The following is a 25,477-nucleotide window of genomic DNA, read 5'->3' as shown; positions in this document are numbered from 1 at the left end:
AAGAGTTCGGTGGAAAATTCCCCATCCCTTGTCCGCGGCACGCGCAAGGTCAACCGTCCCACCCGAGTCGTCAATTGCCGGGGATAAGACCCGTTTCGATAGCCTTTTCGTTCCTCTGTGCGCTCATAACGGCCGGCGCCAAGTTGATCCGTTAACTGGGCTTCAAGGATTTGATTCAAGACCTGTTCCAACAGTTTGGCCAGTCCTTGATCTTGCGACAGGAACCCGTGCAGGATTTCATCGCTTATTGTAATATTGTATTGAGCCATAGTTGCTTTCCTCCTTTTTGTTTTTTGTTTTGGTCAATGTCCATTCTATCAAAGGGAAAGCAACGTGGCTCTTTTTACATTTCCTTTTTACACAATTTTACGGACTCAACTAGTGCGCCCCATTCCCACCATGAACACGACCACGATCATGCTCATGAGGAAAATACATGGTATAAAAAAATCATTGTTTATGGTCTCTTGTCCTTTCCGCTCATCACGGGGATTTTTCTCCCGATCGCGACCCTGGATTCCAATATCGTCAAAGCAAAGGGCTTTCACTTCGCGATGATCGATAACGACAAGGATAACTATTCAAACCATGAGATTTTGCGGCCGAATACCAGTCTTTATTATGGCGCAGAGGACTATAAAAAAATGATTACGAGCGATCTTAAAAAATACAGCGCCAGCGATCATCTCGTGTTGAATGACGGCAATTATTTAAGGGCGCTTGAAACCATTTATAACTACCCCGGAAATTTTATGAATAAAACGGTGACGATAAATGGGTTTGTCTACCATGGTGACGCCTTGACCGACAATCAATTGTTCTTATTCAGATTCGGCATTATCCACTGCATTGCGGATGCCGGGGTGTTCGGCATGATGGTTCAATTCCCCGAAAAGGTGCACTATAAAAATGATCAATGGCTGAGCGTCCAAGGAACGTTGTCGACGATCTATTACCAGCCCTTTAAACAAACCATTCCCTATTTAAAAGTGACAAAGTGGAAAGAAATTCCCGCGCCCAAGCAGCAATATGTTTACCGGCAGTCGTGATCGCCGCCGGTTGCCATCCAGATTATGGTCTTGAAAATCGGCGATGTGAAAAAACCGGAAAAGTTCCATTGATGGGGGCTTGGCGCATAGATGCCCGACGGATTGCGGCAAGCGAAAAACGCCTGCATCGGGACGCTCGGCCCGCCTCTTCAGGCGAATTTGGCCACGCCCCGGGCGTCCGCAGGCTTCGGGTGTGTGTGCGAGATGAACGCTCCGCGGTGACCGCTACCCGTCTTCGGGCGGATGCTTTGGGCGCCGACATCGGTCTTCGCGGGAACAGGGCATCGCTTCCAGTGCATAGTGCAGGGGAGAAAAGCTTGGCTTAATAGCATGTTTTCTCACGGGCATCCATCTATTGAGAGCATGTACAAACCATTTCCCCGTTTTATAAGTATCGCGCTGCCCGAAAACGGCCTCCGGAGTGACTTTCTTCTCGCGTTGTTTAATCCTGACCGCTGGACTTAACTTGATAAAAATATAGAGCAGATTTGGAGGGGGCATTTTCCTTCCATTTTTTCCGTAGGGATGAAAAATCCCCCTTGACGTACACATAAAATACGTGTATATTAATACTTGTCCTTCGGAAAAAAGAGCTCGAAAATGACTCGTTAGCTCAGTTGGGAGAGCGCTACCTTGACAGGGTAGAGGTCACTGGTTCGAGCCCAGTACGGGTCACCATACATAATCCGTTTTGCCAACGCGGTTTCTCGTTTTAAATGAGGAACCGCGTTTTTTCCATGAAACGCGCTTTGGCACAGCTCCTTTTATGTTTCCGACGGGATGTTCTCCAGCGCGGGAACGGCGTGTATAATTTTTCTTCTGATAAAACAGGGGACAAGGCCGGCTGATCGTGTCGACCTTGTCTCCTGTTTTTTAAAATTGGTTTAATGCCGGGACGAGCTGATCGCCGATCGGGCTGCCCCAGCCGGTGACCAGATCGTAGCCGCTGCGCGCCGAATAACCGCCGTTATTGCCGGACGTGATGTCGTGGAAATAACGGGTGTAATTCGCTCCGCTCGCAAGGGAGTAGAGGGCATTCAGCACTTGAGCGCTTGAATAAGGAGTGGCGCGGCCTTCGTCGGCCAATGCGATCACGGCGGCCCAGGCGGGTGCGCTCAGGCTCGTTCCGCCGATGATAAACCAGCCGGATTGCCCTTGATATTTCGTGCTGTCGTACACCGCCACGCCGGTATTGGGATCGGCGTCAAAGGCGATGTCCGGATTTCCCCGCCTGCTCCCGACGATCTGCTGAATCGGATCTTGAAAAGCGGGTCTTGGTTCATAGCTGCTCAAACCGCCGCCGGAGCCCGACCAAGCCGATTCACTGCTGTAATTCCCCGAGGCATCTGTGTGAAGGCTTGTCCCGCCCACCGCTACGACGTACGGGGACGAAGCCGGCCACGAAACGCCCGCGCCGCTGTCGCCGGAGGATGCTAAATAGACGGTGCCGCTGTGATTGAAATAGCTGTTGTAGTAAGACTCAGAGGAAAATTCCGATCCGCCCCAGCTGTTTGAGACGACTTTGGCCCCGCTGTTCGTGGCGTAATTGATGGCTGAAAGAAGGTCGGAGATCGAACTGGATTTGGCGACGACCAACAAGATTTTGGCTTGCGGGGCGATGGCGTGCGCCCATTCCACATCCAAGGAAGTCTCAAGCGCCCACCCCGGATCGTTGGTTGACGGTTTGCCGTTGGGATAGGCGATTTCCAAGTTGGCCGCGGGTAGATTAAACTCTTGGTCGAAGGTTTGTAAATCTTGTGCGATGGTCGGGCTCCCGTAAGCGTCGACAATCGCGATCGTTTGCCCGGCACCGGTTTTGTTCAGCTTGTCCAAACCATAAGCTTTATTGATCTGGCTTGGCGTAAAGCCGCTGACATATTGCGGTGAGGCAAAAGGCTTGGGTTTAACGGTGATTTGCGCTTTCCACGTTTGCTGATGCGCGTTTTCTTGTGCGAAAGCCGCGGTCGACGAACCGATCAACAACAAAGCGGATGAGACGAGACCGTACGCCAGTTTTTTCGCGAATCCTCTCAACATTGTTCCCTCCCCTGTGAGATTAATAGAAATGTTGGATGCGATCCTCCTTTCCGTTTGGTAGACTTACAGTAACACATTTTTGAAAATTCGTGTATTGGGAAAATAAGCGGACGGCTCGATCGCAGAGGGTACCATTTTTTGGCGGTTTTTCTCAAAAAATATGGAACTTATGGCACGGGTCAGAAGATGTGGGAGGGAACGTTGAAAAAATAGCGGGAAAAGGAGTGGAGATGACCGGAAGCCCAAAGAACGGAGTGATGTTCGCGGGAAGATGGTCGGCCGTCCTTATCGCTGTAGTGCGCATTTCTCTTCTAATGAATCTTTTGGCACAAAAAAACCGCTCTCAATCCCGGAGTTGAGAGCGGTGGTTAAAGTAAGCTTTGGCGGCGAAATGGAGGCACAATATGACGGTTAACGATACCGCACCGGTAATGCCGAGCATGACCGCGATTTGGTATTCAATGGCGGTGACGGGGCTTGTTCCGGATAAGATTTGCCCCGTCATCATGCCCGGCAAGAAGACGATCCCCATGCCGACCATGGAATTGATGGTCGGCAAAATGGCGGCGTCGAAGGATTCGTTGACGATCGGGCGCATCGCTTCCCGCGGCGTGGCGCCGAGCATCAAAGCGGCTTCCACGAGGTGGCGGCGGTTTTTCATTCCGCCCGCCAGCGTCCCGATGCCGAGCGTGATACCGGTCATCGAATTGCCGATGATCATGCCGGCGATCGGGATGAAATACCTAGGTGAAAACCACGGTGAGAAATGGACGACGATAAAATCAAAATACAGCAAGGTGCTGAGCGTGCCGACGGTCATGGAAAAGGCGACGATCCTTTTGAGCGGCGCGGTCAGCTTGACTTTGACCCGCTTATAAACGTTGAAAATCGCAAAGGCTTCCATCGCCGCGACCGCCGCCAGCGTCAACCAGACGCTTGGATGGTCGAACATATACGTCAACACGTAGCCGACCAAAACGAGTTGCAGCGTCATCCGGAGCGCCGAGATCAAGATTTCCTTTTCTCTTGGAATTTTTCTCCAACGCACGATCAAGAGCAGGATGAGAATGAACAAGTAGGCCGAGGCCAACTGCCATATATCTAAAGCGATGATTTTATTCACGCCGTTCGCCGCCTTTCCTCGACCATGCGGTGATGTCGACGATTTGATCGGCGAAATGTTGAGCGACCGCTTTGGAGTGGGTGACGATGACGACCGTTTTACGGTTTGCTTTTGCGTAAGCGATGAAACGCTTCATGACGCCATGCTCCAAATCGTCGTCGAGCATGGACGTCGGTTCGTCCAATAAGTAAACCGGAGGATCCATCAGGATGACCCGGGCGAGCGCAAGGCGTTGACGTTCGCCTCCGGACAAGGTTCCCGCGTTTTCATCCAAGTCTTTATCCAGCAAGACGAGGTTTAAAACGGCTTTCAGCCGCTCATCGTCGGTGGGGGGTTGTTCGGAAAATTTCAGGCCGATCAACAGATTGTCCCGGATGGTGTCGCCAAAGAGAACCGGTTGTTGCGGTGACATGACGACTTCCCGGCGTAACGCCACGGGATGCCAATCATCCAGGGATTTGCCGCGATAGGTGATCGTCCCTTCGTCACAAGTGATCATGTGATTGAGGAGCTTGAGCAACGTCGTTTTTCCGGCGCCGCTTTCTCCGACGATGCAGGTCACTTGTTCGGCGGGAATGTGTAAGCGATCGATGTTGAACAGGTTTTTATATCGAACTTGACTCAATACAAACATGTTGGCCTCCAAGGATGGAAGGAATGTGACATCAAGGCAAGGCGCGGACTTTCCGCAAAAGCCCTCGACAGTTCGATCTTAACGCGCCGGGCGGCGTCAAGCAACAAAACAATCCGATCCGGCTTTCAACCAGGTGGCGACGTCGCGCATGACCCCGCGGCGAAAAAATGTGACTGTTTCTCGTTTGCATGATCAACGGATTCAATGAAAATCGGGATAATTCAACAAAACGAGGGGAGAATTCAATGAAAACGCGGAACAATTCAACGAAAATCGCCATGAATACAACGGAAACGGACAAGGATTCAATAAATCTATATTTTCTGCCATTTAAACCCGCGCCGGTCCGATTATAAGGAAAAATCCAAATCAACCGCCGGCCTTTCGCAAACGAAATAACATGCATTTTATACGGGTGTGCCGGATAAAAACGCGGTAGCCGCGGCAAAGATGTCGAACGCGTGCAGCATTTTGTACTGGCCGCGCCGGATAAAAAGCCCCCCCTCATCTTGGCGGATGAGGGGGTTATGGGTTTCGATCTCGCTTCTTTATTTTATTGTTGTACAATGCGGTGCAGCCGCGGGCGCTTTATCATTTTTATTCATTGGGATACGGGCCCGAGTAAAATTTTCTCTTCCATTCGCCGATGCGGCCGTCTTGTTTGTAAAAGACGATGTAGCTTTTTATGACGCCGTTGTCGTCCCAAGTGATGACGAGCTGAAATTTCACCTTCTCGGCAAGGAGGCCTTCCTCGTCGACGGAGTCAGCGGGATGGTTCGGCACGTAAGACGGGTCATTGAGAAAGTAATAAACGCTGATCGGCTCTCCGGATTGGTCGGCCTGACCGGTTTGATCGGGCGGACCAATGAGGAGGCCGACATCGGCCTTCGTCATCCCTTTTAATAAATGCTTTTTGAAAAAAGCCAAATCCACGGCGGTGGCGGGCGGGTTATGGCCGTTCAATCCATCTCCAGGCGTGGGATCGGCGCCGGAGGGGCGCTCGCCATTCGGCTGATGATCCGTCGTTTGTTCAACGCCGCCCGCGGAATCGGTTTTCCCGCTCGACGTTCCTGGCGTTGTGGCGTTCGTCTGTGTGGTTTTCTCATTGCCGGACGTGGTATGCGCGGAGGTCTGTTGGTCAGCCGTCGCGGGCTGTTTTTGGACGGCCGAATCGTTTACGCTTTGGGCTTGACCGGCAGGCGTTTTTATAATGATCACGGTGCGCGAAGTGCCGACGATGTTTACCGCGGCGCTGTCCTCGGCGCTGATTCCGCTTGTGTCATCGCGGGCGTGGCGCTCTGTTTCCTGGACGAGGGGTTGCGCCTTGACGGCCGCGGCCGTCGCTTTTCCTTTATTTTCCTCGCTGGGTTTGGAAGGCTGTTCGGCGCGCGGCGCAAAGGAGCAGCCGCTCAGCCCGATGAGGATGAAAAACAAAAGCACCGTTTTTATGTACCGCATAGGATTCATCCTTTATTAATCTTTGTAACTTAATTGTAACATGGGATATATAAATGTAAACAATATTTTTCGGCGCGAAGATATGGGAAAAAATGGTCGGCAAAAAGAGGCGTTTTTGAGAGCTGTCTTACGAAAAACCGGCAAAATCGATCGCCATCCACCCGTTTGTCGAACGGCGGGTTTATTTCATGGATATTCGTTTTCTTTATGATGGTGAAGAGCGGAAAACGAATAAAAAGGGAAAAATATCCATCCAACTTTTTGAGGTGAAAAGCGGTCTTTAGAAAGGGGAATCCGTGCGGGCGGTCGATTCCTGGTTGTCGAATCGCCTTCCATCGGTTATTTTGTATAGAGGACCATTCATAGAGGAGTCGAAAGAGATGGATTTCATTAAAGCGATCATTGAAGGCATTGTCGAGGGGCTGACGGAATTTGCCCCGGTTTCATCGACCGGCCATTTAATTTTGGTCGGCGATTTGATCGGATTTACCGGAGAAAAGGCGAAAACCTTCGAGATTTTTATTCAGCTCGGTTCGATTTTGGCCGTCGTCGTCTTGTATTTTAAGAGATTTCTCAGCTTGTTCGGTTTGGCAAAGATTGAAGGGGAAAAACATCCGCTGAACCTGTTGCATTTGATTATTGCCGCATTGCCCGCCATCGTGCTCGGGCTTCTCTTGCATGATTTCATTAAAGAATACCTGTTTTCGCCGACGACCGTGCTCATCGGGCTCGTCGCCGGGGGCCTTCTCCTCATCTATGCGGACCGAAAGCACAGACAAACGGCGAGCGACAGCTTGGATCGCATTACATATAAACAAGCGTTTCAGATCGGACTTTTTCAATGCTTGTCGCTCTGGCCCGGCTTTTCCCGCTCGGGTTCCACGATTTCCGGCGGCATTTTAATCGGTGCGGGATATAAGGCGGCCGCGGAATTTTCCTTTATCCTCGCTGTACCGATGATGATTGGGGCGACGGGGCTCGACCTTATCAAAAGCCTTGACCAGCTGTCGGTTTCGGACATTCCGCTGTTTCTGACCGGTTTTGTCACGGCCTTTATCGTGGCGATGCTGGCGATCAAGTACTTCCTGAAGTTGCTGCAAAAAGTCCGGCTCACGCCCTTTGCCATCTACCGCTTCGTGCTTTCCGCGCTGTTTCTGATTTATATGTTGTTTTGATCAACGGTCGAGAAAGCCGCGGTGCCGAGGGCGTCCGACTAAGTGGTGCACCCGTGCGATCGATTCGGCATCCGGCTTTTTCAAAATGGTGCTATGGCGCTTCCTTCTTCATGGAGGAGGCGCCTTTTTCACGTGGCCGGACGGGTGAACAACGGAGCACAACCGCTTGGAAACGGACGGCAGCCGGAAAATAGACGAAGGCGATTCCCGAGGCTTATACTGTTATAAAAGGGGTTTGAACCATGTCCGAACAAGTTTTGCTCGTTTTTTACGATAATTGGTGCCCGTTGTGCACACGCGCCAAACGGATCATCGAAAAGGCCGATCGTCGAAAAGCCTTGCGCTTTATGCCGCTGCGCGACGAACAGCTTCGCGCGCTGTACCGGTTGGACGAAAATGAAGCGGAGCGCCGGCTGTATTCGCTCGACGCCGCAACGGGCGAGGCGTTTTCGGGAATCGGTTCGATCGTGGAAATCGCGCGCCGCGTCCCGGTGTTCTGGCCGCTGTATCCCTTGCTTTATTTAGTCCAAAAATTGAAAGTCGGGGATAAAGTTTATGATTGGATTGCCCATCGGCGCCGCATCATTCCGGTCGGCCAATGCGAAGGAGACGCGTGCCGCGTCCGGCGGGTGTAAAGGGGCGCCACGGATCATGGCCGATCTTGGCCAACAGCGGATGGCGCCAACGGGTTTCGGCTCCCGCGCCGCAAGTGTGTCCTGTGATGCCAGCTAAAGCGTTGAAGGGGTTGCTGTTTGTTCAATAGGCGGCTAAAGTCATGCGGCTTGTGTGTGCCATAAAAAGCGGCGGAAGGTTGTTCGATTTGCGGCGTACAGATCGTCGAAAACGCCGGAAAGTCAGCGGATGGCTTGGATGCTCCTTATAATAAGCGGCGGGGGTTGCTGATTGTCGCGCTTTTAATAAGCGGAAGGATTGGGCTTCTCTGATAGCCTGAGTGTCCATCCGAACTGCTCGGCGTGGGTTTTGCGGTTTGCCTTTTTTCGGTCCATCGCCAGAGAAGGGGCAATGAAGGGCCGTTTCAAAAATCCGCAGCGGGGATGTCTGTCGAGTCATCGTGCGGCCGAAAAAATAGCGGCGTTTTACTCCCGAATTGGCGGCGGCTGCATATAATGCTCACGAATCAGGGCGGCTGTTCCCACGGCAAGCGCACATTCTTGTTTTGGGAATTCCGCAAAAGACCTATAAACAGCGAAGGAGAGTTCATGATGAACAACCAATATTTTGTGCCATCAGCGGAGTACGGCTATGGCAATTATCCGGCGACGGCGACACCGATTAGCGGATTACCGCAAACGGACGACGAACGGGCCTTTCCGTTTTGGGGCGCTCCGTTTTTTGGCGGCGGCTTCCATCGTCCATTTTTTCGCCCATGGTTTCGTCCGTGGTTCGGAGGTTTCGGCGGCTTCGGAGGTTTTCCCGGTCACGGGTTCGGAGGGTTCCCCGGTTACGGCGGTTTCGGAGGTTTCGGAGGTCCAGGTGGTTTCGGAGGTTTTCCCGGTTACTGGTAATCAAGGTTATCAATCGCTTTGAGCCGCTTGCTGCTTAGCAATCAAGGGAACCGAACTTCTCAATCAAACGCTTCCTAATCGTTCGGCGTATTCGAAAGTGAGGCGGAATCGGTTGTGGGAAGCCTAAACGTCTGGAAGAGGACCGTCGTTTGATTCCCCACCATAACAACAGATTGAGTTCCAAAATGAGGGAGCCATCGCTGTTGTGTCAAATTAGCCCAAAAAATAATCGGACCGCTTCGGGGGAAAGCGGTCCTTTCCTTTGGGATTAAAAGGGGGTACGTCACAAGGTCTTCGCTTGCCCACCTCTTTTTTTCGGGTGTCGCCAGCGCCGCAGCGGTGATCTGTCACATAATCGTCAAAAATTCCCTCTCATATCCGCAAAAGTTCATCAAAAATTAACAAAAGCAGGCTGTTCGTCCATTGCCAATAAATAAAATGATAAATAAATCGCCCTAAAAGACGTGCAAACATATAGGGGGGAATCGGAACCGTCCATCAGACGACGGTAACGGAACAATGAAAAAGTGGTTGATGCTCCTCATCGCCATCCTTGCGATCGGCGCGACGCTTGTCGTGGGTGTCGTTCATCCGCGCTTGGCGTCCGGAAACAAAGATGTCTCGTCGCAGCCGGTTCTCGTGATGGCAGGGATTGACAGTTTGACGAACGGACCGTTGCACGCCGCGACCAAAAGCCGTTATTTGGACGATTTCATTCCGCGCTTAAAAAAACGTTTTGGCGACGGCGGTCCGGGATATATTCCCTTTGATTCCCGGTATTTTTCACAGGACGGCGGTCGATTGTGGTATTCGCGGCATTTAAAGGAAATCAATGATTTGCCGCCGGCCGCGCCCCCCGCGCTTTACAGTTTGGACATGAAAGGTCTGTACACTTATCACGGGGTAAGGGACCGCGCCATCATTCGTCTGAACGATTCATGGAAGCATGGGAAATTATTTTACCTCATCCATCCCGACGGCGGCAGTTTTCAAGTCGGCTATCGCGGCGGCCCGTTTAAGCAGGTCGTTACCGACGGCCCCCGCGATCTGGGCGTCGTCCCGCTTCCGGAACACCGGGGAAATCGTGCCCTTGTCATCCGCCGCATCAACGGCAAAGTCATCCTTTTTGGCGGTTATTTTTACAATGACCGCGGGGTGATCGTCAGCCGCATCGGACAGGGCGGCGACCAGCTGGCTTGGTTTGCGGGGTTAAACCATACGATGCAGGAAAAATGGCTGGCGGCGCTCAAGCCCGATCTCTTTCTTTTCAATGGCGGAATGAATGACCGCCGTTTTCTGAGCGCGAGCGAGTATAAAACGGCCCTCACGCGTTACTTGGATCCGTTTCGGCGCTCGGGCTGCCGCATCGTCGTCATCATACCGAACGCCATCTTCGGCGATAACCGGCCGCTCCAGGCCTATTCCGGCGTTTTGAAAAACTATGCGAAAGACTACGACACCGGGCTCGTTTCGAATCGGAAAGCGCTGGGCGCGACGTTCCAAATCGCGCAGAAAAGGGGATATATGGCCGATCATATCCATCCGAATGCAGCGGGCAGCCGGCTGATCAGCCGCCATATGTATCGTTATTTGATGTCCCACGAAGAATATCGGTCGCTATTGGCTGACAATAAATGGGATTGAGAAGGCGGGGCTATAGCGCCTAAGCCCGCCCCTTATAACTTAAAGATTAGAAATGAGAAAAGGATGGGAAAAGGGCTTTCTTTACCATCCTTTTCTTTTATTGCACCTAAAAGCTAGGCGCACCGCGCGAACGTGCGCCGTGGATCGCCGAATCGCCGCCTTTCGTCCCGTTTCAGTAAACGTACACGGTTCCGACGATGATGAGCAAAATGAAGAGAACGACGATCAATGCGAAGTTATAACCGTAACCGGTCGGGTAATACCCATATCCGCCATAGCTCGGACATCCGCATCCGGATAAGCTGTAACCGTAATGGCCGCCGCTTACCGGATAGCCATAACCGTGATAGCCGCCTACCGGCATGCCGTAACCGTGGGGCGCATTTGCTCCCCAATATCCATCCGCACCACCATATGCGCTGTTTGGCCACACCAAATCTTTCCCCTCCTTGTTTCAAGTTAATGCATCGTATGAGCAGGCGGTTATCCTTGTCTGGGTCCTTTCCCCGGGTCATTGGAAGAGGGGCATTTGTCTTGTATGTGAGGCGGTGAAGTGCGCGAAGGCACATAGTCTTATGATTGAGGCGCGGCGTTTGTCGCGCCTCCGATTGCTTGCCCGTGATAGTGGGTCATGAAAAGGAGATAACGCTTTGTTCGGCCGCGCGTTGCGGCTTTTCTTTTTTGAAAGGGTTGATTTTTCATCCGGGAGATTGGGTTCCAGGAAACGAGAAGAAGGGAGGCTTATTGCGGGGAATGTTTCACCGCGCCGCTTTTATAGAAAGTCTTTTTTGGGCACGGCTGGCGGAGTGCTTGGGATGAAAGGCAGGAATCGGCGTGGATGATAGGGAAAGGTACAGAGGCAACGGAATATTATGATCTGAATCGCCATAGATAAATATTAACTCGTCCCGTTCACCCGTTTGTCGCCGCGGAAGGCGAGGACGGCGGGCGGCGTTTCTTGCGGCTGCGGGCGTTGGCCATGATGCGATTTGCTGCGACGGCGTTCTTTGCGCCCGGCATCGAGCGCCGTCGCCATGGTTGACCGTGATGCCCATCGCGGCGATGCGGATGCGGGATGGGCAGCGGCCACAAGTCGGAATCCGTTGCAAAAAAACGGCATTCATGATTGTGAGGTGAATCGTTGATGGATCAATTGTTGTCATTGGACTTCGGCGCCTATGTCGCCTTGGCGTTTGTGTTGTACGCGTTGCGCGAGGCAACGTCGATCAGCAATCGTTATATTCCGCTGGTGGCGATCCTGCTCGGCGTCTTGTACGCCTGGTTTGAGGCCGGCGCCTTTACGGCGGACGTCTTGCTTACGGGAATAAAATACGCATTGTACGGCGTCGGCACCGTGGCCACGATTAAATACGCCCTGGAAGTGGGGTCAGTCCCCAAAAAATAGGTCAAATGGAGTAATTTTAATAGATATTTATCATTACTACCAATGAACTAATTCCTTGATATATAAAGACTTTTTTGCTTCAACACTCTAAAGCATCGGGGGACTGTCCCCCGAAATTTATTTGCATTAAGTGTATTAAGTGATATAATACACTTAAACCGAATGGAATGCTGGACCTTCGCAAATGATGGGCGGAGGCGGCTGTAAAACCGCGATTCGGTGATTAGCTGAAAATGGGTTTGACGCGAACGGTCATGGCTTAAAGCTAGCCATGTCAATGGAAAACGGAACGGGATCTTCACGCCAAACCCTGCAAATTCAGACGGTTCATCAAAAATCCAAAGCCCCAGATAGGAGCTCGAATGGGGGAAGCGTATGCAAGAACAGAGGATAGGTTCGATCCGCTTTCAGATCGATTTCAGCCAGCCGTTATATGAACAAATATTGGAACAAATACGGAGCGCCATTGCTAAAGGAGAGATCGGTTTGGGTCAAAAGATTCCCTCGGTTCGCGAACTTGCGCATGAGTTGCGAATCAATCCGAATACCGTTATGCGGGCCTATCAAGAGTTGGAACGCGACGGCTTGACGGAAAAGCGGCGCGGCCAGGGCACGTTCGTCACCTCTTCCAAGGAACGCGTTGAAACGTTTCGGCAAGAATTGGCCGCCCGCTACATCGACGCCTTTTTATCGCAAATGGAGAGCTTGGGATATTCGTGGTCCGATGTGGCGGCCTATGTGAAAAAGAAAATCGATGAAAGGAGCGGGGAGCGCGGATGACAAACATCTGTGTGCGCTGCGAACAATTGGTCAAACGCTATGAAAATAAAGCGGCGTTGGATCACTTGACCGTTGAAATTCCCATGCATCGCATCGTCGGCATTCTCGGTCCGAACGGTTGCGGCAAATCGACCTTTTTTCGGACGATGACAGGTTTGGTCGCGCCGGACAGCGGTCACATTGAGGTGCTCGGTCGAAAACCCGGTTGGGCAACCAATCGCGACATCGCCTATCTTCCCGATCGTGCGCGCTGGTACCCGAATCATACCGTTGAAAAAGCGATGAAATGGGCGGATGCTTTTTTGCCGGGATTCGATATGGAGGCGGCGAGACGGCTGGCCGATTTTATGGAACTTGACATGGATTTGAAGGTCAATGGCATGTCTCGTGGCTAGGAAGCCCGCTTAATGCTGCTCTTATGTCTTTCCCGTGAAGTGCCGCTCGTCATTTTGGATGAGCCGTTTTTAGGCATTGATGTGCTTTCCCGCGAACAAATCATTGAAGGTTTGATTGATTTCCTGGAAGACAGGGAGCAAACCATTTTGATCAGCACCCATGAAATTCATGAGGTGGAAGGCCTTTTTGATTATGCGGTGTTTATCGACCGCGGCCGGGTCATTTTGTCGGGGGAGACCGAAGCGTTGCGGGCGGAGCACGGTTCCTTGCGCGACATCTTCAAGACGTTTTACAAGAGGAGGTTAAAAAGGTGATGCCGTCGCATATATTTTGGCAGCTCGTCCGCCATGAATGGCGTTGGGTGGGCAATCGATCCAAAGCGGCGCGGCGCAGGATTCCGAAAAAGTGGTGGATCTGCTATATCATCACCATGGCCATCGCCGCGTTTGCCGTGATTTTCTATGCTTCCATGAAAGATGATTTCGGGTTGACCAACATTTGGTTTTTCTCGCTCGGTTTGCCGTACATCATCTTTTTCTCGGGGTATGGGCACGTCAAAAGAGAGTGGGACAACAACACCAATGGCTGGTGGTTGACGCTGCCGTATCCTAGGTTTCAATTGGTGGCGGCCAAGTTTTTGGGCGCGCTTTTGCAAGCGATCGCGATCCTCGTCGCCGTTTTTATCCTGGCTTTGCTGTATGCCAGCACGATCGCCGTCTTTCAAGCCGGATTTAGCGCGCGTGACGTGTTGGAGTTTATCAAAGCCGGCGTGGGCTGGTATGAACTATTGCTCGGTCTCTCGCCGTTCATCATTTCGCTCGGTTTATTTACGGGGACGGTCAAATATACAATGCTCAGGCCGATCTTTCCGATCCTCTGGTTCGTGATTATGGTGTTGGGCAGCTTCTTTTATTGGGGGTTCAACGCGATATCTTCCAAAAAAGGCCTTTATGCGGTGCTTTCCGGCCAAATCCATGCCGTTTGGTTTCCCTATGGGGCGTCCTCTATCGCCATCATTTTGGTGGGATGGCTCATCGGTTTCGGCATCCTTCGCTATACGGCCTACTTGCTAGAAAAGAAATTATCTTTGTAGGGGACAGTCCCCAAAAATTAGACCGAAAGAATTAATTTTCATAAGCTGTATGGTGTATTTTTGTTATACAACTGAAGAACTATATCCCTTGATTTATAAGGGATTTTGGCGATTTACCACTTTAAAGCGTTGGGGGACTGTCCCCCGTGAAGGGAGAGGGCATTCGTGCATCAAGAAGAGGCGATTCTAAAGGTCACCGGATTGAAGAAGGCGTTCGGGAAAAAACAAGCGCTGGACGGCGTCGCGTTTTCAGTGAAAAGCGGGTCTTCGTTCGGTCTGCTCGGCCCGAACGGTGCCGGCAAGTCGACGACGATGAAGATTTTGACGGGCATCATCAAGCCGGATGGGGGGCGGGTGGACCTGCTCGGCCGCGACGTGTCCGGTCAAAAGGATTGGGTGGCGAAGTACGTCGGCTATGTTCCGCAAGATATTACGCTCTATGAAGAGCTTTCCGCCTACGACAATCTGTTGTTTTTTGGACAGCTTTACGGCGTAAAAGGGCCGGAATTGCGGCGAAGGATCGCCGAAGTCCTGGAACAGACCGGTTTGACGGAGCGGGCGAACGATGCCGTCAAGACATTTTCCGGAGGGATGAAGCGGCGCATTAATCTCGGCTGTGCGCTGCTGCACCGTCCAAAAGTGCTCGTTCTCGACGAGCCGACAGTCGGCATCGACCCACAATCGCGCAATCGCATTTTTGAAATGATTCGTGATCTCAACCGCCAGGGTGTCACAATCATTTATTCCACACACTATCTTGAGGAGGTCGAAGCGCTCTGCGACGAAGTCGCCATTATCGACCACGGCGTCGTCAAAGCACAGGGACCGCTCGGCGTTCTTCTCGAAAAACACGGCCGGAAAGCCATTTACATTGAAGCGGGCGGCTTGAATGATGCCCCGGATGTGCCGAACGTTTCCCGGGTCACGAAAGAAGGGGCGGGCTGGCTCTTGGAAACCGAACACCCCGCCGTTGTCATGCATGTTCTCTTGCAAAAGGCCGCCGCCCGTCGCTGGGACGTCAAGCAAATCGAAATCGTTCGTCCCTCATTGGAAAACGTCTTTCTGTCCGTCACGGGCACGGCCTTGCGCGACGAATAAAGGGCACAAGATGCCCGCTTTGTCTATGAGAAAAAATTCATTGGTTATCAGGGAGCGCTTTTACGCGCTGGGGAACATACCCCGGAGGAGGATGTCATGAAGGCGATCATTGTAAAAGAATTAAAGTTGATGATCAAGGAAAAAGGAAATATTTTCTTTCTCCTGATCATGCCGATGTTGTTTATGCTCATGTTCGGCAGCCTGTTCAACAAAGGCAATGACCTGTCCGTCGAAATTCATTATGTCGACCAGGATCATACCGCATTGTCGCAAACTTTTTTGAAACAGTTGAAAAAAACGGACGGAATCCACTTAAAAAACGAATCATCTGCGGATTTGTCTTCCTTGATCAATAAAATAAAAAAAGGCCAACTGGCGTCGATGCTCGTCATCAATAAAGGGTTTGAAGAAGCGATAAAAGAAGGGCGCCAAGCTCAAGTCAAACTTTATCGCGATCCGGCGGCGAGCTCGGAAGTGAGCGCGATCGAGGCCGTTTTAAAAAACATCGCCAACGGCTATCGAGAAGCCAAATTGGCGAAGTCATTGACGGCATTAGGGGAAAACAAGGAACAGGCCGTCAAAACGTTAACGCCGCCCATTCAAATCCAAAACATCAATACCACAGGAGAACATATCGATTATATCTCACAAGTCGTTCCCGGCATGACGGTCATGTTCATCTTCTATATCATGATCTCGATGACCAAACGCTTCTTTAAAGAAAAAGAATCCGGTTTACTCTCCAGAATTCAAAGCACGACGATGAAGCCGCTCCCGTATTTGGTCGGGATGTGGGTTCCCTTCGTGATCGCGGTGATCGTCCAATCGATTATTCTTTTAGGCTTCGGCCATTTCGTCTATCATTTAAAACTGGGTCACCTGTCTGCGCTCAGCATGCTCATCATTGGATTGAGCTTGTGCGGAACCGGTGTCGGATTGGCGCTATCTGTGCTCGTCCGCGGCGAGAATCAAGGCATGGCGATCACGCAGCTTATCGCACTCGCCGGGGCCATGGTCGGCGGTTTATGGATGCCATCCTACCTACTGCCGTTCTTCATTCAAAACATCGGTTATTTCACCCCTCAATATTGGGCGCTGAGGGGCCTACAGGACATCATCGTTCATGGAGCGGATGTCGGCGACATTTGGCGTTCGTTGGCCGTACTTGCCGCGTTCGGCTTCGCCGGGCTTTTTGTGGCCGTGTTGCGTTTCCCGCGCTTCTTAAAATCTGCGACGCATTAAACGGTTCGTGGGAAGCCGTGGTTGGAACCGTCCCGGAGAATGCATTGACCTTTCGCCATACGTATAATAATTCAGCACAAGTCGGCAGATGCGGGCGTCCGGACGGGCGCTCGCTTGTTGCCTTTTCGCATGCGTCCTTCCATGATTGCATCCCGTTCATTAAATGCCTTTTCCACACGAAGGGACGGTTGTGGTGGCCGCCCCCATGCTTCCATCGTTTGCATCCCGTTCTTTATACTCCCGGCGTTCTAAGCGGTGAACAGGAAATGGGCATCAAACCTTTACGCCCCATTTTCCCCTCTGTTTTCCAGGAGGATAGCCAAACGGCATGGATCCCAGGACCAGAAGTCCCCGAGTTTAAGGAACGCACTCTCATCATCTCGAATCAAGAGGTGACGGCCTCCTTCTCCTGAAAAACGGACCGCATCGACGGACCCGACACTTCCGCCGTTACCCGGCGATTCGACGTCATGCGCCGTTTTCGACAGCATGGCGGAAGAGCCTTGTTTACCCTCATGCCGAGCTTCCAGATGGCGCACGGCCCACCCAACCGTCAAAATGGAATCGATTTCACTGTTTCCTTAAAGAATGCCTCGTCCAGCCTTGCTCATGAACGCTCGACTAAAGCCGCGCCCGCAAGAAAAATCGGGGATGCAGGCACATAACGCCGAGAAAAAACGATTTTTCCCGTTAAGTTTTTTCAGGATGGACAAATCAATCGGTGAGGACGAAGTTACAAATTCCCGACGTAGTGAATATGTTGCTAATAGGTGGTTAGAGAGGGGGGATTCCCTGGGCTTTTTTCCATCTTCCTTCGCAGGGAACGATAGGCAAACGACAGTGACGCATGCCGAATTCATTACCTGATCTGGTTTCGGAACAACTGGGGTTGGCCTGTCCGATGGTGGATAAAGGCTTTTTGCCCCTGTCTTGGGTGCCAAGAGAAAAACAGCAGGAGGTAATGGGAATTATGAGCAACGGAGGCGGTTGGCAAAACGATTATTCGCAGAATGTCGCCAGTGACGGAAAAGGGGCCGCGGGTGTACAAACGGCTAACAACGAGCAAGGACAAAGAGCCTGGACGCCGGTTTGGCCCCAACCCATAGGTTACGACGCGGCGGATTATGGAGGATATGAGCGGTTTGATCCTGGACCCGGAGGGACGCATGGAGGCTATGGTCCCGGGGGCGGATACGGGCATTACGGTTGGCACGGTTATCAGCACTATCCGTACGGCGGGTATCCCTATGGCTATCACGGCGGCTATCCCTACGGTTATCATGGCGGGTATCCTTATGGCCATCATGGATGGTACCCCTACGGCCATCACGGTTGGTATCCCCATGGCGGATACGGCCATCATTGGGGGCATCACGGGGGCGGACGTTAAGGCCGACAGACATAACCGTACATTCAGCCATTTTGTTCACGGGCCGAGATCTTTTCTTGGCCTTTCCTATTTATAAAGGAAAGAGCCCTATCAAGGACGGGCCGTATTCTGGAATGGGGCGGGAACGCCGGGTTGTTTAAAATGAGGATAGCGCTTTTCGCTTGAATGGCCATTCCATCCCGCCGATTTTAACGACTTTCGAAAAAAGTAATGATGGCCATTCCGTTGCGGCGGTTTTGCTTGGAAAGACCGGCGATGTCAGCGATCCGCGACGCAACGGCACCGGATAAGGGCATTTAAAAAGTTTTCCGGCCCTGTGCGGACCGGAAAAAGTATGGCTTACCAGACGTATGCCGTTCCAACGATGATCAACAAGATAAACAGAACGACGATTAACGCGAAGTTGAAACCATATCCCCCATAACCGGAACATCCGCAGCCATAACCGCCGTAACCGCCATAGCCGCCGCCATAACCGCCGAAACCTCCCCAAGCCGGAAAGACCATCCCAATCACTCCTTTGTTTCAGTGTCACTGCATCATATGTCCGATCTCGCCATCATGTATGGAACAAATATAACGGTTTTTAAAAATAGGCAAATGGCATGCGGACGGGATCCTTGTACAAAGGGCGGTGGGACGCTGTGTCGTCCGCCGTTTTTCATTAATAAGCCAGGTTCTGTGACGCGCCGCGGAGCGTTCAGCGCAGCGGCGGCCCGCATCGGCCGCGCTTGCTCACTCCCGTCGGGCATGGGCTTGGCGGCCTGCCTTTTAGAATCGACGCGCCGCTTGTCTACGCCTTTTCTTTCGGACGGCCCGCGCTTTTTCGAGACTTGTTTCATAGATTATAGGGAGGGTGCTTTCACATCAATCGCTTTACAGGCCTTCTCTTTCAATGCCCTCTATTAGTTTAGAGGAGCGGTTGTTATGGATGATCTGTTCACACTCACGTTCGGCATCTATATAGCGCTCGCGTTTGTTCTCTATGCCATACGAAGGGCGTTGAAGCTGCCGAAACGTTTTTTACCCATCCTTGCGATCGTGCTCGGGATTTTCTTTTCTTGTTTTCAAGATGAGAAAATCAACTTTGACACCACTTTACGCGGCATCGAATATGCGATTTACGGGGTCGGATTGGTGGAAACGATGAAGTCGCTGTTTTTGAAAAACGGAGAGTAAGGTTGATGTGAAGGATAAGGAAAGTCCGTACAGACGACGATGCGGCGGAACGGAATGCGCCTCCATCGGCTTTCTTCGGGAAACCGATGGACGATCCGGCGCCGTCCGTTCATCGCTTGTCTTGGAGGCTTTCCATGAAAGGAAGGCGCCGGACAGGGACAAGCGTCCCTGTCCATCCGCTTTTCTGATCGGAGATTCTGCTTACTGGCAGCCGCTTGTCAGGCATGATGTCCCGCTTTGAGCCACGTGTGTGGACAAGCTGAAGCGCAGCGAATTTGGGGGGCGAAAAGACAGCATCGGCTTTCGAATGGACCCGTTTGGAGGGCAAATCGCCCAAGGTCCGTATCTGGGGCTCGAGGCGTGGCTGCCGCATTGTTTGCCAAACGCCTTGCTCGCTTCTGACGACACTGAGGAACAAGAGGGAGTGTCCCCAATTCCGGAAGCGTTTTTAGACGTACTCACATGGATTGGATGGGGAAAGGCAAGAGCGATGTTTTGAATGTTCTTTGGATTTTAAGGATAATAGTATTAGGGGTGTACGAAAAGCGGATCATGCGGCCTGCTCTCGGTGGTTCACCGCGGTACGCCGACGGGAGAATTTTCTGCCCGGCCAACCCGTTGTCCGGCAGCACTCTGCTGCCCGTTTCACTTCGGCCAAATTGGATTTTTTCGGTCCTCTGATTTTGCCCCGTACGGCAAAGGACGGATCAAAATCTGGCCAATGCCCCGCTCATGGGCGCGCTCGCGTTTCAGCATCTTCCCCTCAACGCATACGGCAACCGGCCTTGTTCCATGTCACGAACATCGATATTGAGGAGGTCACTTATGAACAATGTTGCGATGATCAAAGCGAATAAAAAGGGAAAAAAAGATGTGATCAACCGCTGCATTTTTGTTCCGATCGGCGCGTTATTCGTCGCGGTCGGCCTCGAGATTTTTCTCGTCCCCAACCACATTATCGACGGGGGCATCACAGGCATTTCGATCATGCTTTCGGTCCTTTTAGGTCTGCCTCTAGGCATTTTCCTCATCTTGCTCAATCTGCCTTTCTTCTTGCTCGGCTATAAACAAATCGGCAAGACCTTTTCCTTGACGACCTTGTATGGGATCGGTTTAATGTCGTTGTTTACGAGTCTATTGGTGCCGGTCAAACCCTTGACGAATGATCTGTTGCTTGCGACGGTGTTCGGCGGCATTCTCGTCGGAGTCGGGGTGGGGCTCGTCATCCGCAACGGCGGTTCAACGGACGGAACCGAAATTTTATCCATCCTCGTCAATAAAGCGACGCCTTTTTCTGTCGGCGAGATCGTCATGTTTATCAACGTCTTCATCTTATCGGCGGCCGGTTTCGTTTTTGGTTGGGACCGCGCCATGTATTCGCTCATGGCTTATTTCATCGCCACGAAGACGATCGATATTACCATTGAAGGGCTCGATCAATCAAAATCCGTTTGGATCATCAGCGATAAACATCGAGAAATCGGCGACGCGTTGAACGACCGGCTGGGCCGCGGCGTCACCTATCTGAACGGGGAGGGCGCGTATTCCGGCGATGAAAAACAAGTGATCTTTACCGTGATCACTCGTTTGGAAGAAGCGAAATTAAAAAGCATTGTCAACGGCATCGATCCGAACGCGTTTCTCGCCATCGGCAACATTCACGATGTCAAGGGCGGACAGTTTAAAAAACGGAATATCCATTGAAGACTCGTGGCGCCGCTTGTTTCATTGGCCGGAAAAAGCGGTTGGATGGTGAGTAACATTTCTCCACAAGGGTTATGACCCAGATGATCGCGTCGTAAACGGGCCGCTCCCACGCCTTGGAACGCATCCGTAGCGGGGCAGGCCGGTTCCCGACGTTCACGGGAAAAGTCAAACAGGCGCGGCGGAACGTGTAAGCTATTGGTAAAATCGGGTAAAAACCGGAGGGGAAGGACCATGAAAAAAACGAGGCGGATTCGGGATTACGGCATCCTCATCGGCCAGATGCCGCCCGGAGAGACGAACACCATCGCCGACGTGAAAGGCGTCCGCGTCGGGCACGTCACCTTGAAAGGGGCGGAGCAAGCAACGGGCGTGACCGCGGTTTTACCGCACGGCGGCAATGTGTTCCGTGAAAAAGTCGTCGCCGCGAGCCATGTTTTCAACGGTTTCGGCAAAACGATCGGGACCGTTCAGATCAATGAACTCGGTTCGCTTGAGTCGCCGATCATTCTGACGAATACGTTGAGCGTCGGCATTGCGGCGGATGCCGTTGTCGAATACATACTCCGGAGCAATCCGGAGATCGGGCGAACGACCGGGACGGTCAACCCGGTCGTCGCTGAATGCAACGATATGCTTCTTAACGACATTCGCGCGGGCTATGTCAGGCAGGAACATGTGCTCAAGGCGCTTGAGAAAGCATCCCACGCTTTTGCGGAGGGGGCGGTCGGCGCCGGAACCGGCATGGTCGCTTTTGGATTGAAAGGAGGCATCGGCTCGGCGTCGCGGCTCATTCGCTTGCCGTTCGGCACGTATGCATTGGGCGTGCTCGTTTTGGCGAATTTCGGCCGTTTGGATGATTTTATTCTGGACGGGCGCCGCGTCGGACCGCTGATTCGAGAATGGATGAAGGCGCGAGAAGGCGCTGATGCCGGAGCGCGGACGGAACCGGACAGGGGCGGGAGCGAAGGCGAAAAACCGGTGAGTTGGACGGCGCGCCGCTCGCCGGGGCCAGATGGAGCGGAAGCCGTTAAGCCATCGGTGTGGGAAAAGGGCGCCGATGGCCGCGGAGAGGGCGTTCGGGCGGAAATCTCAAACGGGCCGAGGCCGGAGGATTCCGATCCGGAACGCGGTTCAATCATCATCATCGTCGCTACGGATCTCCCGGTCACTCACCGGCAATTATTGCGGATCATCAAACGGACGGGCATCGGTTTGGCGCGCACGGGGTCATATTACGGAAACGGCAGCGGCGACATCGCCATCGGGTTTACGACGGCGCACAAAATGCCTCATGGCCAGCGCGGCCGGCTGATTTCCTTCGCCTGTATGGCCGATGATGACCTCGATCCCGCCTTCCATGCCGCCGCCGAAGCGACGGAAGAAGCGATTCTGAACGCCATGATCGCCGCCGAGACGACGGTCGGGCGCGCCGGCAAAAAGGTTTTCGGTCTGGCGGACTTTATCGATCATTTGGTGTAGAGGGAGGGCGTTTTGGATGTTGATCGTAAACCGTCTCGGATCGTCGGCCAGCCGTACGCGATGTGCCATGAATGTTCTGTGAGGCGATGGACGCCTCCGCTTGAGCCTTTGCATAGCGAACGTTTATTCGTATATAATAATACCAGAATAAATGTTCGTTTATCGGAGGCGGATGCCATGGAAATCCGCGCGCAGGACGTGCTGGAAATCATTTATATGGACCGAAATGGTGCCTTAAGCCAGCGGCACATCCGTGTGCTGGAAGCGAAAGGCCGGTTGTTGAAGGCATATTGTTATCGTCGAAAAGGGATCCGATTGTTTTTGGTCGACAACATCTTGGCTTGGCAACCGGTGAAAAGCGCCCGCGACGCCTCGTGATCCGGCGGATTAGGCGACAAAATAATTAACGTATAATCGGAACGAGCCGGCGACTGACACGTTTGCTCATCGGACTCGGATGTTTTTTACGGCTTTTTCAATTTAAATAGCTCATTTAAAAAATCCCTTCCATTTCGATGTGAAGGGATTTTTTGCATCATGCTTTATAATGACTGACGTAACTCCTCCGTAAATTTCTTGACCAAATCCGGCCTTCCGTGAAATTGGGCGGGGGTATTTTGAAAGAACGCGATTTGCCAACGGCCTTCGCGTTTCACGGCAACGACGGTGTGGTGCGCATTGAGATTGGGGTTAAGGTCGGCCTGACCGGGCGGCACCATGCCGGCGATCGCCCGCAAGAGTGCGGCTTCCGGGCCCAATCGACGCACGCTTCGGATTTTTGCCACGTAGGATGGAGGCTGATGATGGGCAAAGATGCCTTGAAGATGTGAAACAATTTCGTGTTTCCCGATGACTTCGCTGCCGTCGAAACCGATGAGTTCGCCCTCTTCGGCGAACGGTTCGGCCATCGCTTCGGCATGTCGTTGGTTCCATCCATCCAGCAGCCGCGGTAAAGGGCGCGGACTTCGCTTTCATAGCCATGGCCATTCGGAGCTGACATGATGATCCTTCCTTCCTCTTTTCCTCGTAATGTATATTATATCATTCCTATGAGATCGAACGAATGTTCCACATTTGAATTGGGCAAGGTGAGGATGGTTAAGGGACGGCCTGGAATAAGCCAATCGGGAAAAATAGAATTGAAATAAAATAAATATTATTAGAAAATATAAGGTAATACCAAAGCGTCGTGAGGTAATTTTTTGTGGAAGGCTAAAATCTCATCCTCGATAAAAATTCCAGATCATGGAAAAAACAATTAAAGGAGAATGCCCGATGAAAACAATAAGAGTTTTTGTCATCATTGGTTTTCTCAATGCGGTGATCGCATTTTTTCTCGCCTTTTATTTATTTGCGAAGAATTTAGAGAACCCCGTTCGGCACCAAGTCCGTTTTCCATTTGAAACCTTTTCGTTGTATCAATTAATGCCGAACGGCGAAGTGCAAATCCAATTTATTCATATTTTCTTCGCGGCGATTCTATTGGCTGTTCCACTGACTTTACTTGTCTTGTGGATCATTCGCCTTGTGAAAAACCACCGTGATGTTCAGGGCCGGATTTGAAACATGTTAAACGAAATCGTTATCGAAAATTTGACGGTATCCTACGGGGACAAAACGGCCTTTGCATCACGTTCCGATTCTCTTGAAAAAAGGACATTTATTTGCATGGATCAGGCATAATGGAGCGGGGAAAACGACATTAATCAAAGAAATTTTGAAAGGAAATAGGAAAAATTTTGGATTATCATGAAACAGAGAATAACGGACTTCCGAGCCAGCGATGAATGTAAAAAGGCCACGCGATAGGGACGCGCACGGCCTTTATTCTATTATTTTAGCGGCCATCATTGCGGATGGGCATTCGCCGCTTGGCTCCTTCTTCGCCGTTGTATCATGGAGACGCCCATGACGACAGCGATCCATTCTTCATTCCGGATCGGGGCCCAATTTTGCAGCCGAAACGCGGGAGCCGAAAATATGCCGCTGATTTTATCAAATTCGGCGACTTTTTCTTTCTTTTCATTAAAAATTTCGTAGTGCCTTGAAAAGGCCTCAGAATGGATGTGGAACGTCCCGTGCTCGTGGGAGCGATATTCGTAACGCTTTGAGAAAAAGGAAAATCATGGCCGTAAAATGCCGAGTTCCCGACCGTGACCATCTTCGACGATCCATCGGTTGGTAAAAAAGGAAAAACGCCCCGTGACCACGGGTTCATGGGATTCATTCAGGACTTCTAGGCTGGATGAAAAGATGCTTTTCAAATTCAGCTGTCCGACGATTTCTTGCTTCTCATTATAGATGTCTGTCAAACCCGCCGAAAAAAAGTTGTCTGAAAAATAGAGAACCGTTTCCATACCATCGCTCCTGTTTTTCCATTTAATAAAGCCGGTCGCAAAAAGACGCCTTTTGCATAAATATAACGTGCCGAGGCTTCCGATGGTTTCATCTCATCCGTCATCTCCGCCGGGAAGCGTCCGTGCCATGCTTTGGCAAGCAAGGGATCCCTGTCGTGCCAACACATCCGGCGCGGTTTCCCGCCGCATGGATCAACGCATTCCAAAGCCTTGAAAAAAAGAAAAGCGTACCAGGTCCAATATGCTGCCATAGCCTTTGGCGGTTGGCTTTCATGGATTCGGCTGGCTGCAATCCCCTCAATTATCGGGCTTCGCCAAACCCGGATCGGACGGCATTGCTTTGTCTCAATCCAGTAGGAGTAAAATAATTGTGGGAGCAAGAATAGGAATAAAAGTTAATATATGTAAATTAACCTTGGCGGATGTGTTGGCTTTTAATCCAACATCATCTGCCAAGGCCACCAAGCAATAGCGCGATAGGGGAATGCAGAAAAAACAAGAAATGAGGGCCTCTTTTTTGTACAATGAGTTTGTCCAAAAAAACCGTACAAAGGAGGCCCTCACATGGGACATTATAACCCGAAATACCCGACTTTAGAAGAGCTTGAACGCCATGTCTTTCAGGTGTTACAGGAGATGTTTGGCAAGGTTTTGACGATGGTTTTGGAACAGATGGATGCCGAAATCGCCGAAGCGCGGGATAAA

General features: G+C 51.7%; 24 protein-coding genes, 1 tRNA gene and 2 pseudogenes. 18 read left to right on the top strand and 9 right to left on the bottom strand.

What is annotated here, in order from left to right:
• A partial coding sequence (locus tag CCB157_RS07925; protein WP_193432274.1) for a transposase occupies nt 1-269 on the bottom strand: 269 nt, incomplete at its 3' end.
• 36 nt (nt 270-305) lie between these two features.
• On the opposite strand from CCB157_RS07925, the gene CCB157_RS07920 reads away from it, so the two are divergent.
• Both CCB157_RS07920 and CCB157_RS07915 read left to right on the top strand, forming a co-directional pair.
• Nucleotides 306-1,049 (top strand): TIGR03943 family putative permease subunit, encoded by a 744-nt coding sequence (locus CCB157_RS07920; protein WP_077615373.1) that lies wholly within the window; start codon nt 306-308, stop codon nt 1,047-1,049.
• A 602-nt stretch (nt 1,050-1,651) separates the two neighbouring features.
• Nucleotides 1,652-1,727 (top strand) — tRNA-Val (locus tag CCB157_RS07915).
• Nucleotides 1,728-1,922: 195 nt separating this feature from the next.
• Here CCB157_RS07915 and CCB157_RS07910 read toward each other — a convergent pair.
• The 4 genes from CCB157_RS07910 to CCB157_RS07890 all read right to left on the bottom strand — a co-directional run bounded on the left by CCB157_RS07910 (nt 1,923) and on the right by CCB157_RS07890 (nt 6,301).
• A complete protein-coding gene (locus CCB157_RS07910; protein ID WP_238594636.1) occupies nt 1,923-3,083 on the bottom strand; it encodes a S53 family peptidase in 1,161 nt (386 codons plus the stop codon).
• A gap of 346 nt (nt 3,084-3,429) precedes the next feature.
• The gene (locus tag CCB157_RS07905) at nt 3,430-4,209 is read right to left on the bottom strand and encodes an ABC transporter permease (protein WP_077615371.1); all 780 of its coding nucleotides are present in this window, start codon (nt 4,207-4,209) and stop codon (nt 3,430-3,432) included.
• Complete coding sequence (locus CCB157_RS07900; RefSeq protein WP_077615370.1) at nt 4,202-4,843, bottom strand: ABC transporter ATP-binding protein; 642 nt, start codon at nt 4,841-4,843, stop codon at nt 4,202-4,204. Before CCB157_RS07900 ends, CCB157_RS07905 begins: the two co-directional genes overlap by 8 nt.
• 597 nt (nt 4,844-5,440) lie before the next feature.
• Complete coding sequence (locus CCB157_RS07890; protein ID WP_077615368.1) at nt 5,441-6,301, bottom strand: hypothetical protein; 861 nt, start codon at nt 6,299-6,301, stop codon at nt 5,441-5,443.
• 380 nt (nt 6,302-6,681) lie between these two features.
• Here CCB157_RS07890 and bacA point away from each other — a divergent pair, with 380 nt between their 5' ends.
• From bacA to CCB157_RS07870, 3 genes are all read left to right on the top strand, one after another.
• Nucleotides 6,682-7,476 (top strand): undecaprenyl-diphosphate phosphatase, encoded by a 795-nt coding sequence (gene bacA, locus CCB157_RS07885; RefSeq protein WP_077615367.1) that lies wholly within the window; start codon nt 6,682-6,684, stop codon nt 7,474-7,476.
• A 242-nt stretch (nt 7,477-7,718) separates the two neighbouring features.
• The gene (locus CCB157_RS07880; protein ID WP_077615366.1) at nt 7,719-8,111 is read left to right on the top strand and encodes a thiol-disulfide oxidoreductase DCC family protein; all 393 of its coding nucleotides are present in this window, start codon (nt 7,719-7,721) and stop codon (nt 8,109-8,111) included.
• Between the two features lie 1,410 nt (nt 8,112-9,521).
• The gene (locus CCB157_RS07870; protein ID WP_077615365.1) at nt 9,522-10,646 is read left to right on the top strand and encodes an SGNH/GDSL hydrolase family protein; all 1,125 of its coding nucleotides are present in this window, start codon (nt 9,522-9,524) and stop codon (nt 10,644-10,646) included.
• Nucleotides 10,647-10,818: 172 nt separating this feature from the next.
• Here the strand turns inward: CCB157_RS07870 and CCB157_RS18220 are convergent, their stop codons facing one another.
• Nucleotides 10,819-11,010 (bottom strand): YjcZ family sporulation protein, encoded by a 192-nt coding sequence (locus tag CCB157_RS18220; protein ID WP_077615376.1) that lies wholly within the window; start codon nt 11,008-11,010, stop codon nt 10,819-10,821.
• Nucleotides 11,011-11,790: 780 nt separating this feature from the next.
• Here CCB157_RS18220 and CCB157_RS07860 point away from each other — a divergent pair.
• From CCB157_RS07860 to CCB157_RS07830, 7 genes and pseudogenes are all read left to right on the top strand, one after another.
• On the top strand, nt 11,791-12,051 hold the full coding sequence (locus tag CCB157_RS07860; protein ID WP_143286970.1) for a hypothetical protein: 261 nt from the start codon (nt 11,791-11,793) through the stop codon (nt 12,049-12,051).
• 375 nt (nt 12,052-12,426) lie between these two features.
• Complete coding sequence (locus tag CCB157_RS07855; protein ID WP_077615363.1) at nt 12,427-12,831, top strand: GntR family transcriptional regulator; 405 nt, start codon at nt 12,427-12,429, stop codon at nt 12,829-12,831.
• A pseudogene (locus CCB157_RS07850) lies at nt 12,828-13,541 on the top strand (ABC transporter ATP-binding protein). Before CCB157_RS07855 ends, CCB157_RS07850 begins: the two are co-directional and overlap by 4 nt.
• Nucleotides 13,541-14,320 carry an ABC transporter permease subunit gene (locus tag CCB157_RS07845; RefSeq protein ID WP_238594637.1) on the top strand — a complete coding sequence of 260 codons (780 nt, stop codon included), beginning with the start codon at nt 13,541-13,543 and terminating at the stop codon, nt 14,318-14,320. The pseudogene CCB157_RS07850 and the gene CCB157_RS07845 overlap by 1 nt, the downstream one beginning before the upstream one ends.
• A 165-nt stretch (nt 14,321-14,485) precedes the next feature.
• Entirely contained in the window at nt 14,486-15,418 is a 933-nt protein-coding gene (locus tag CCB157_RS07840; RefSeq protein ID WP_238594635.1) for an ABC transporter ATP-binding protein, read from the top strand.
• A 96-nt stretch (nt 15,419-15,514) separates the two neighbouring features.
• Nucleotides 15,515-16,660 carry an ABC transporter permease gene (locus CCB157_RS07835; protein WP_077615361.1) on the top strand — a complete coding sequence of 382 codons (1,146 nt, stop codon included), beginning with the start codon at nt 15,515-15,517 and terminating at the stop codon, nt 16,658-16,660.
• Between the two features lie 970 nt (nt 16,661-17,630).
• Complete coding sequence (locus CCB157_RS07830) at nt 17,631-18,050, top strand: hypothetical protein (protein WP_193432273.1); 420 nt, start codon at nt 17,631-17,633, stop codon at nt 18,048-18,050.
• A 339-nt stretch (nt 18,051-18,389) separates the two neighbouring features.
• Here CCB157_RS07830 and CCB157_RS07825 read toward each other — a convergent pair whose 3' ends face one another.
• Nucleotides 18,390-18,557, bottom strand: coding sequence for a YjcZ family sporulation protein (locus CCB157_RS07825; protein ID WP_077615360.1), 168 nt, complete (start codon nt 18,555-18,557; stop codon nt 18,390-18,392).
• A 420-nt stretch (nt 18,558-18,977) separates the two neighbouring features.
• Here CCB157_RS07825 and CCB157_RS07820 point away from each other — a divergent pair, with 420 nt between their 5' ends.
• The 5 genes from CCB157_RS07820 (at nt 18,978) to CCB157_RS07800 (ending at nt 22,793) form a co-directional block, all read left to right on the top strand.
• The gene (locus tag CCB157_RS07820) at nt 18,978-19,229 is read left to right on the top strand and encodes a hypothetical protein (RefSeq protein ID WP_077615359.1); all 252 of its coding nucleotides are present in this window, start codon (nt 18,978-18,980) and stop codon (nt 19,227-19,229) included.
• A 250-nt stretch (nt 19,230-19,479) separates the two neighbouring features.
• Nucleotides 19,480-19,728, top strand: coding sequence for a hypothetical protein (locus CCB157_RS07815; RefSeq protein ID WP_077615358.1), 249 nt, complete (start codon nt 19,480-19,482; stop codon nt 19,726-19,728).
• 326 nt (nt 19,729-20,054) lie between these two features.
• Complete coding sequence (locus CCB157_RS07810; RefSeq protein ID WP_077615357.1) at nt 20,055-20,933, top strand: YitT family protein; 879 nt, start codon at nt 20,055-20,057, stop codon at nt 20,931-20,933.
• Nucleotides 20,934-21,167: 234 nt separating this feature from the next.
• On the top strand, nt 21,168-22,415 hold the full coding sequence (locus tag CCB157_RS07805; RefSeq protein WP_077615356.1) for a DmpA family aminopeptidase: 1,248 nt from the start codon (nt 21,168-21,170) through the stop codon (nt 22,413-22,415).
• Nucleotides 22,416-22,592: 177 nt separating this feature from the next.
• Nucleotides 22,593-22,793: a hypothetical protein gene (locus CCB157_RS07800; protein ID WP_077615355.1), complete on the top strand. Its 201-nt coding sequence runs from the start codon at nt 22,593-22,595 to the stop codon at nt 22,791-22,793.
• A 164-nt stretch (nt 22,794-22,957) separates the two neighbouring features.
• On the opposite strand, the pseudogene CCB157_RS07795 reads toward CCB157_RS07800, so the two are convergent.
• Nucleotides 22,958-23,415 (bottom strand): annotated as a pseudogene (locus CCB157_RS07795) (SgcJ/EcaC family oxidoreductase).
• Nucleotides 23,416-23,690: 275 nt separating this feature from the next.
• On the opposite strand from CCB157_RS07795, the gene CCB157_RS07790 reads away from it, so the two are divergent.
• Entirely contained in the window at nt 23,691-23,978 is a 288-nt protein-coding gene (locus CCB157_RS07790; protein ID WP_077615354.1) for a hypothetical protein, read from the top strand.
• 560 nt (nt 23,979-24,538) lie between these two features.
• Here CCB157_RS07790 and CCB157_RS07780 read toward each other — a convergent pair.
• Nucleotides 24,539-24,772, bottom strand: a complete 234-nt coding sequence (locus CCB157_RS07780) for a hypothetical protein (protein ID WP_077615352.1) — start codon at nt 24,770-24,772, stop codon at nt 24,539-24,541.
• Nucleotides 24,773-25,477 lie beyond the last annotated feature (705 nt).

The organism is Caenibacillus caldisaponilyticus (genome assembly GCF_002003465.1).
In the GTDB taxonomy this organism is placed as follows: domain Bacteria; phylum Bacillota; class Bacilli; order Bacillales; family Sporolactobacillaceae; genus Caenibacillus; species Caenibacillus caldisaponilyticus.
This window is presented reverse-complemented; position numbering and strand designations above follow the sequence as displayed.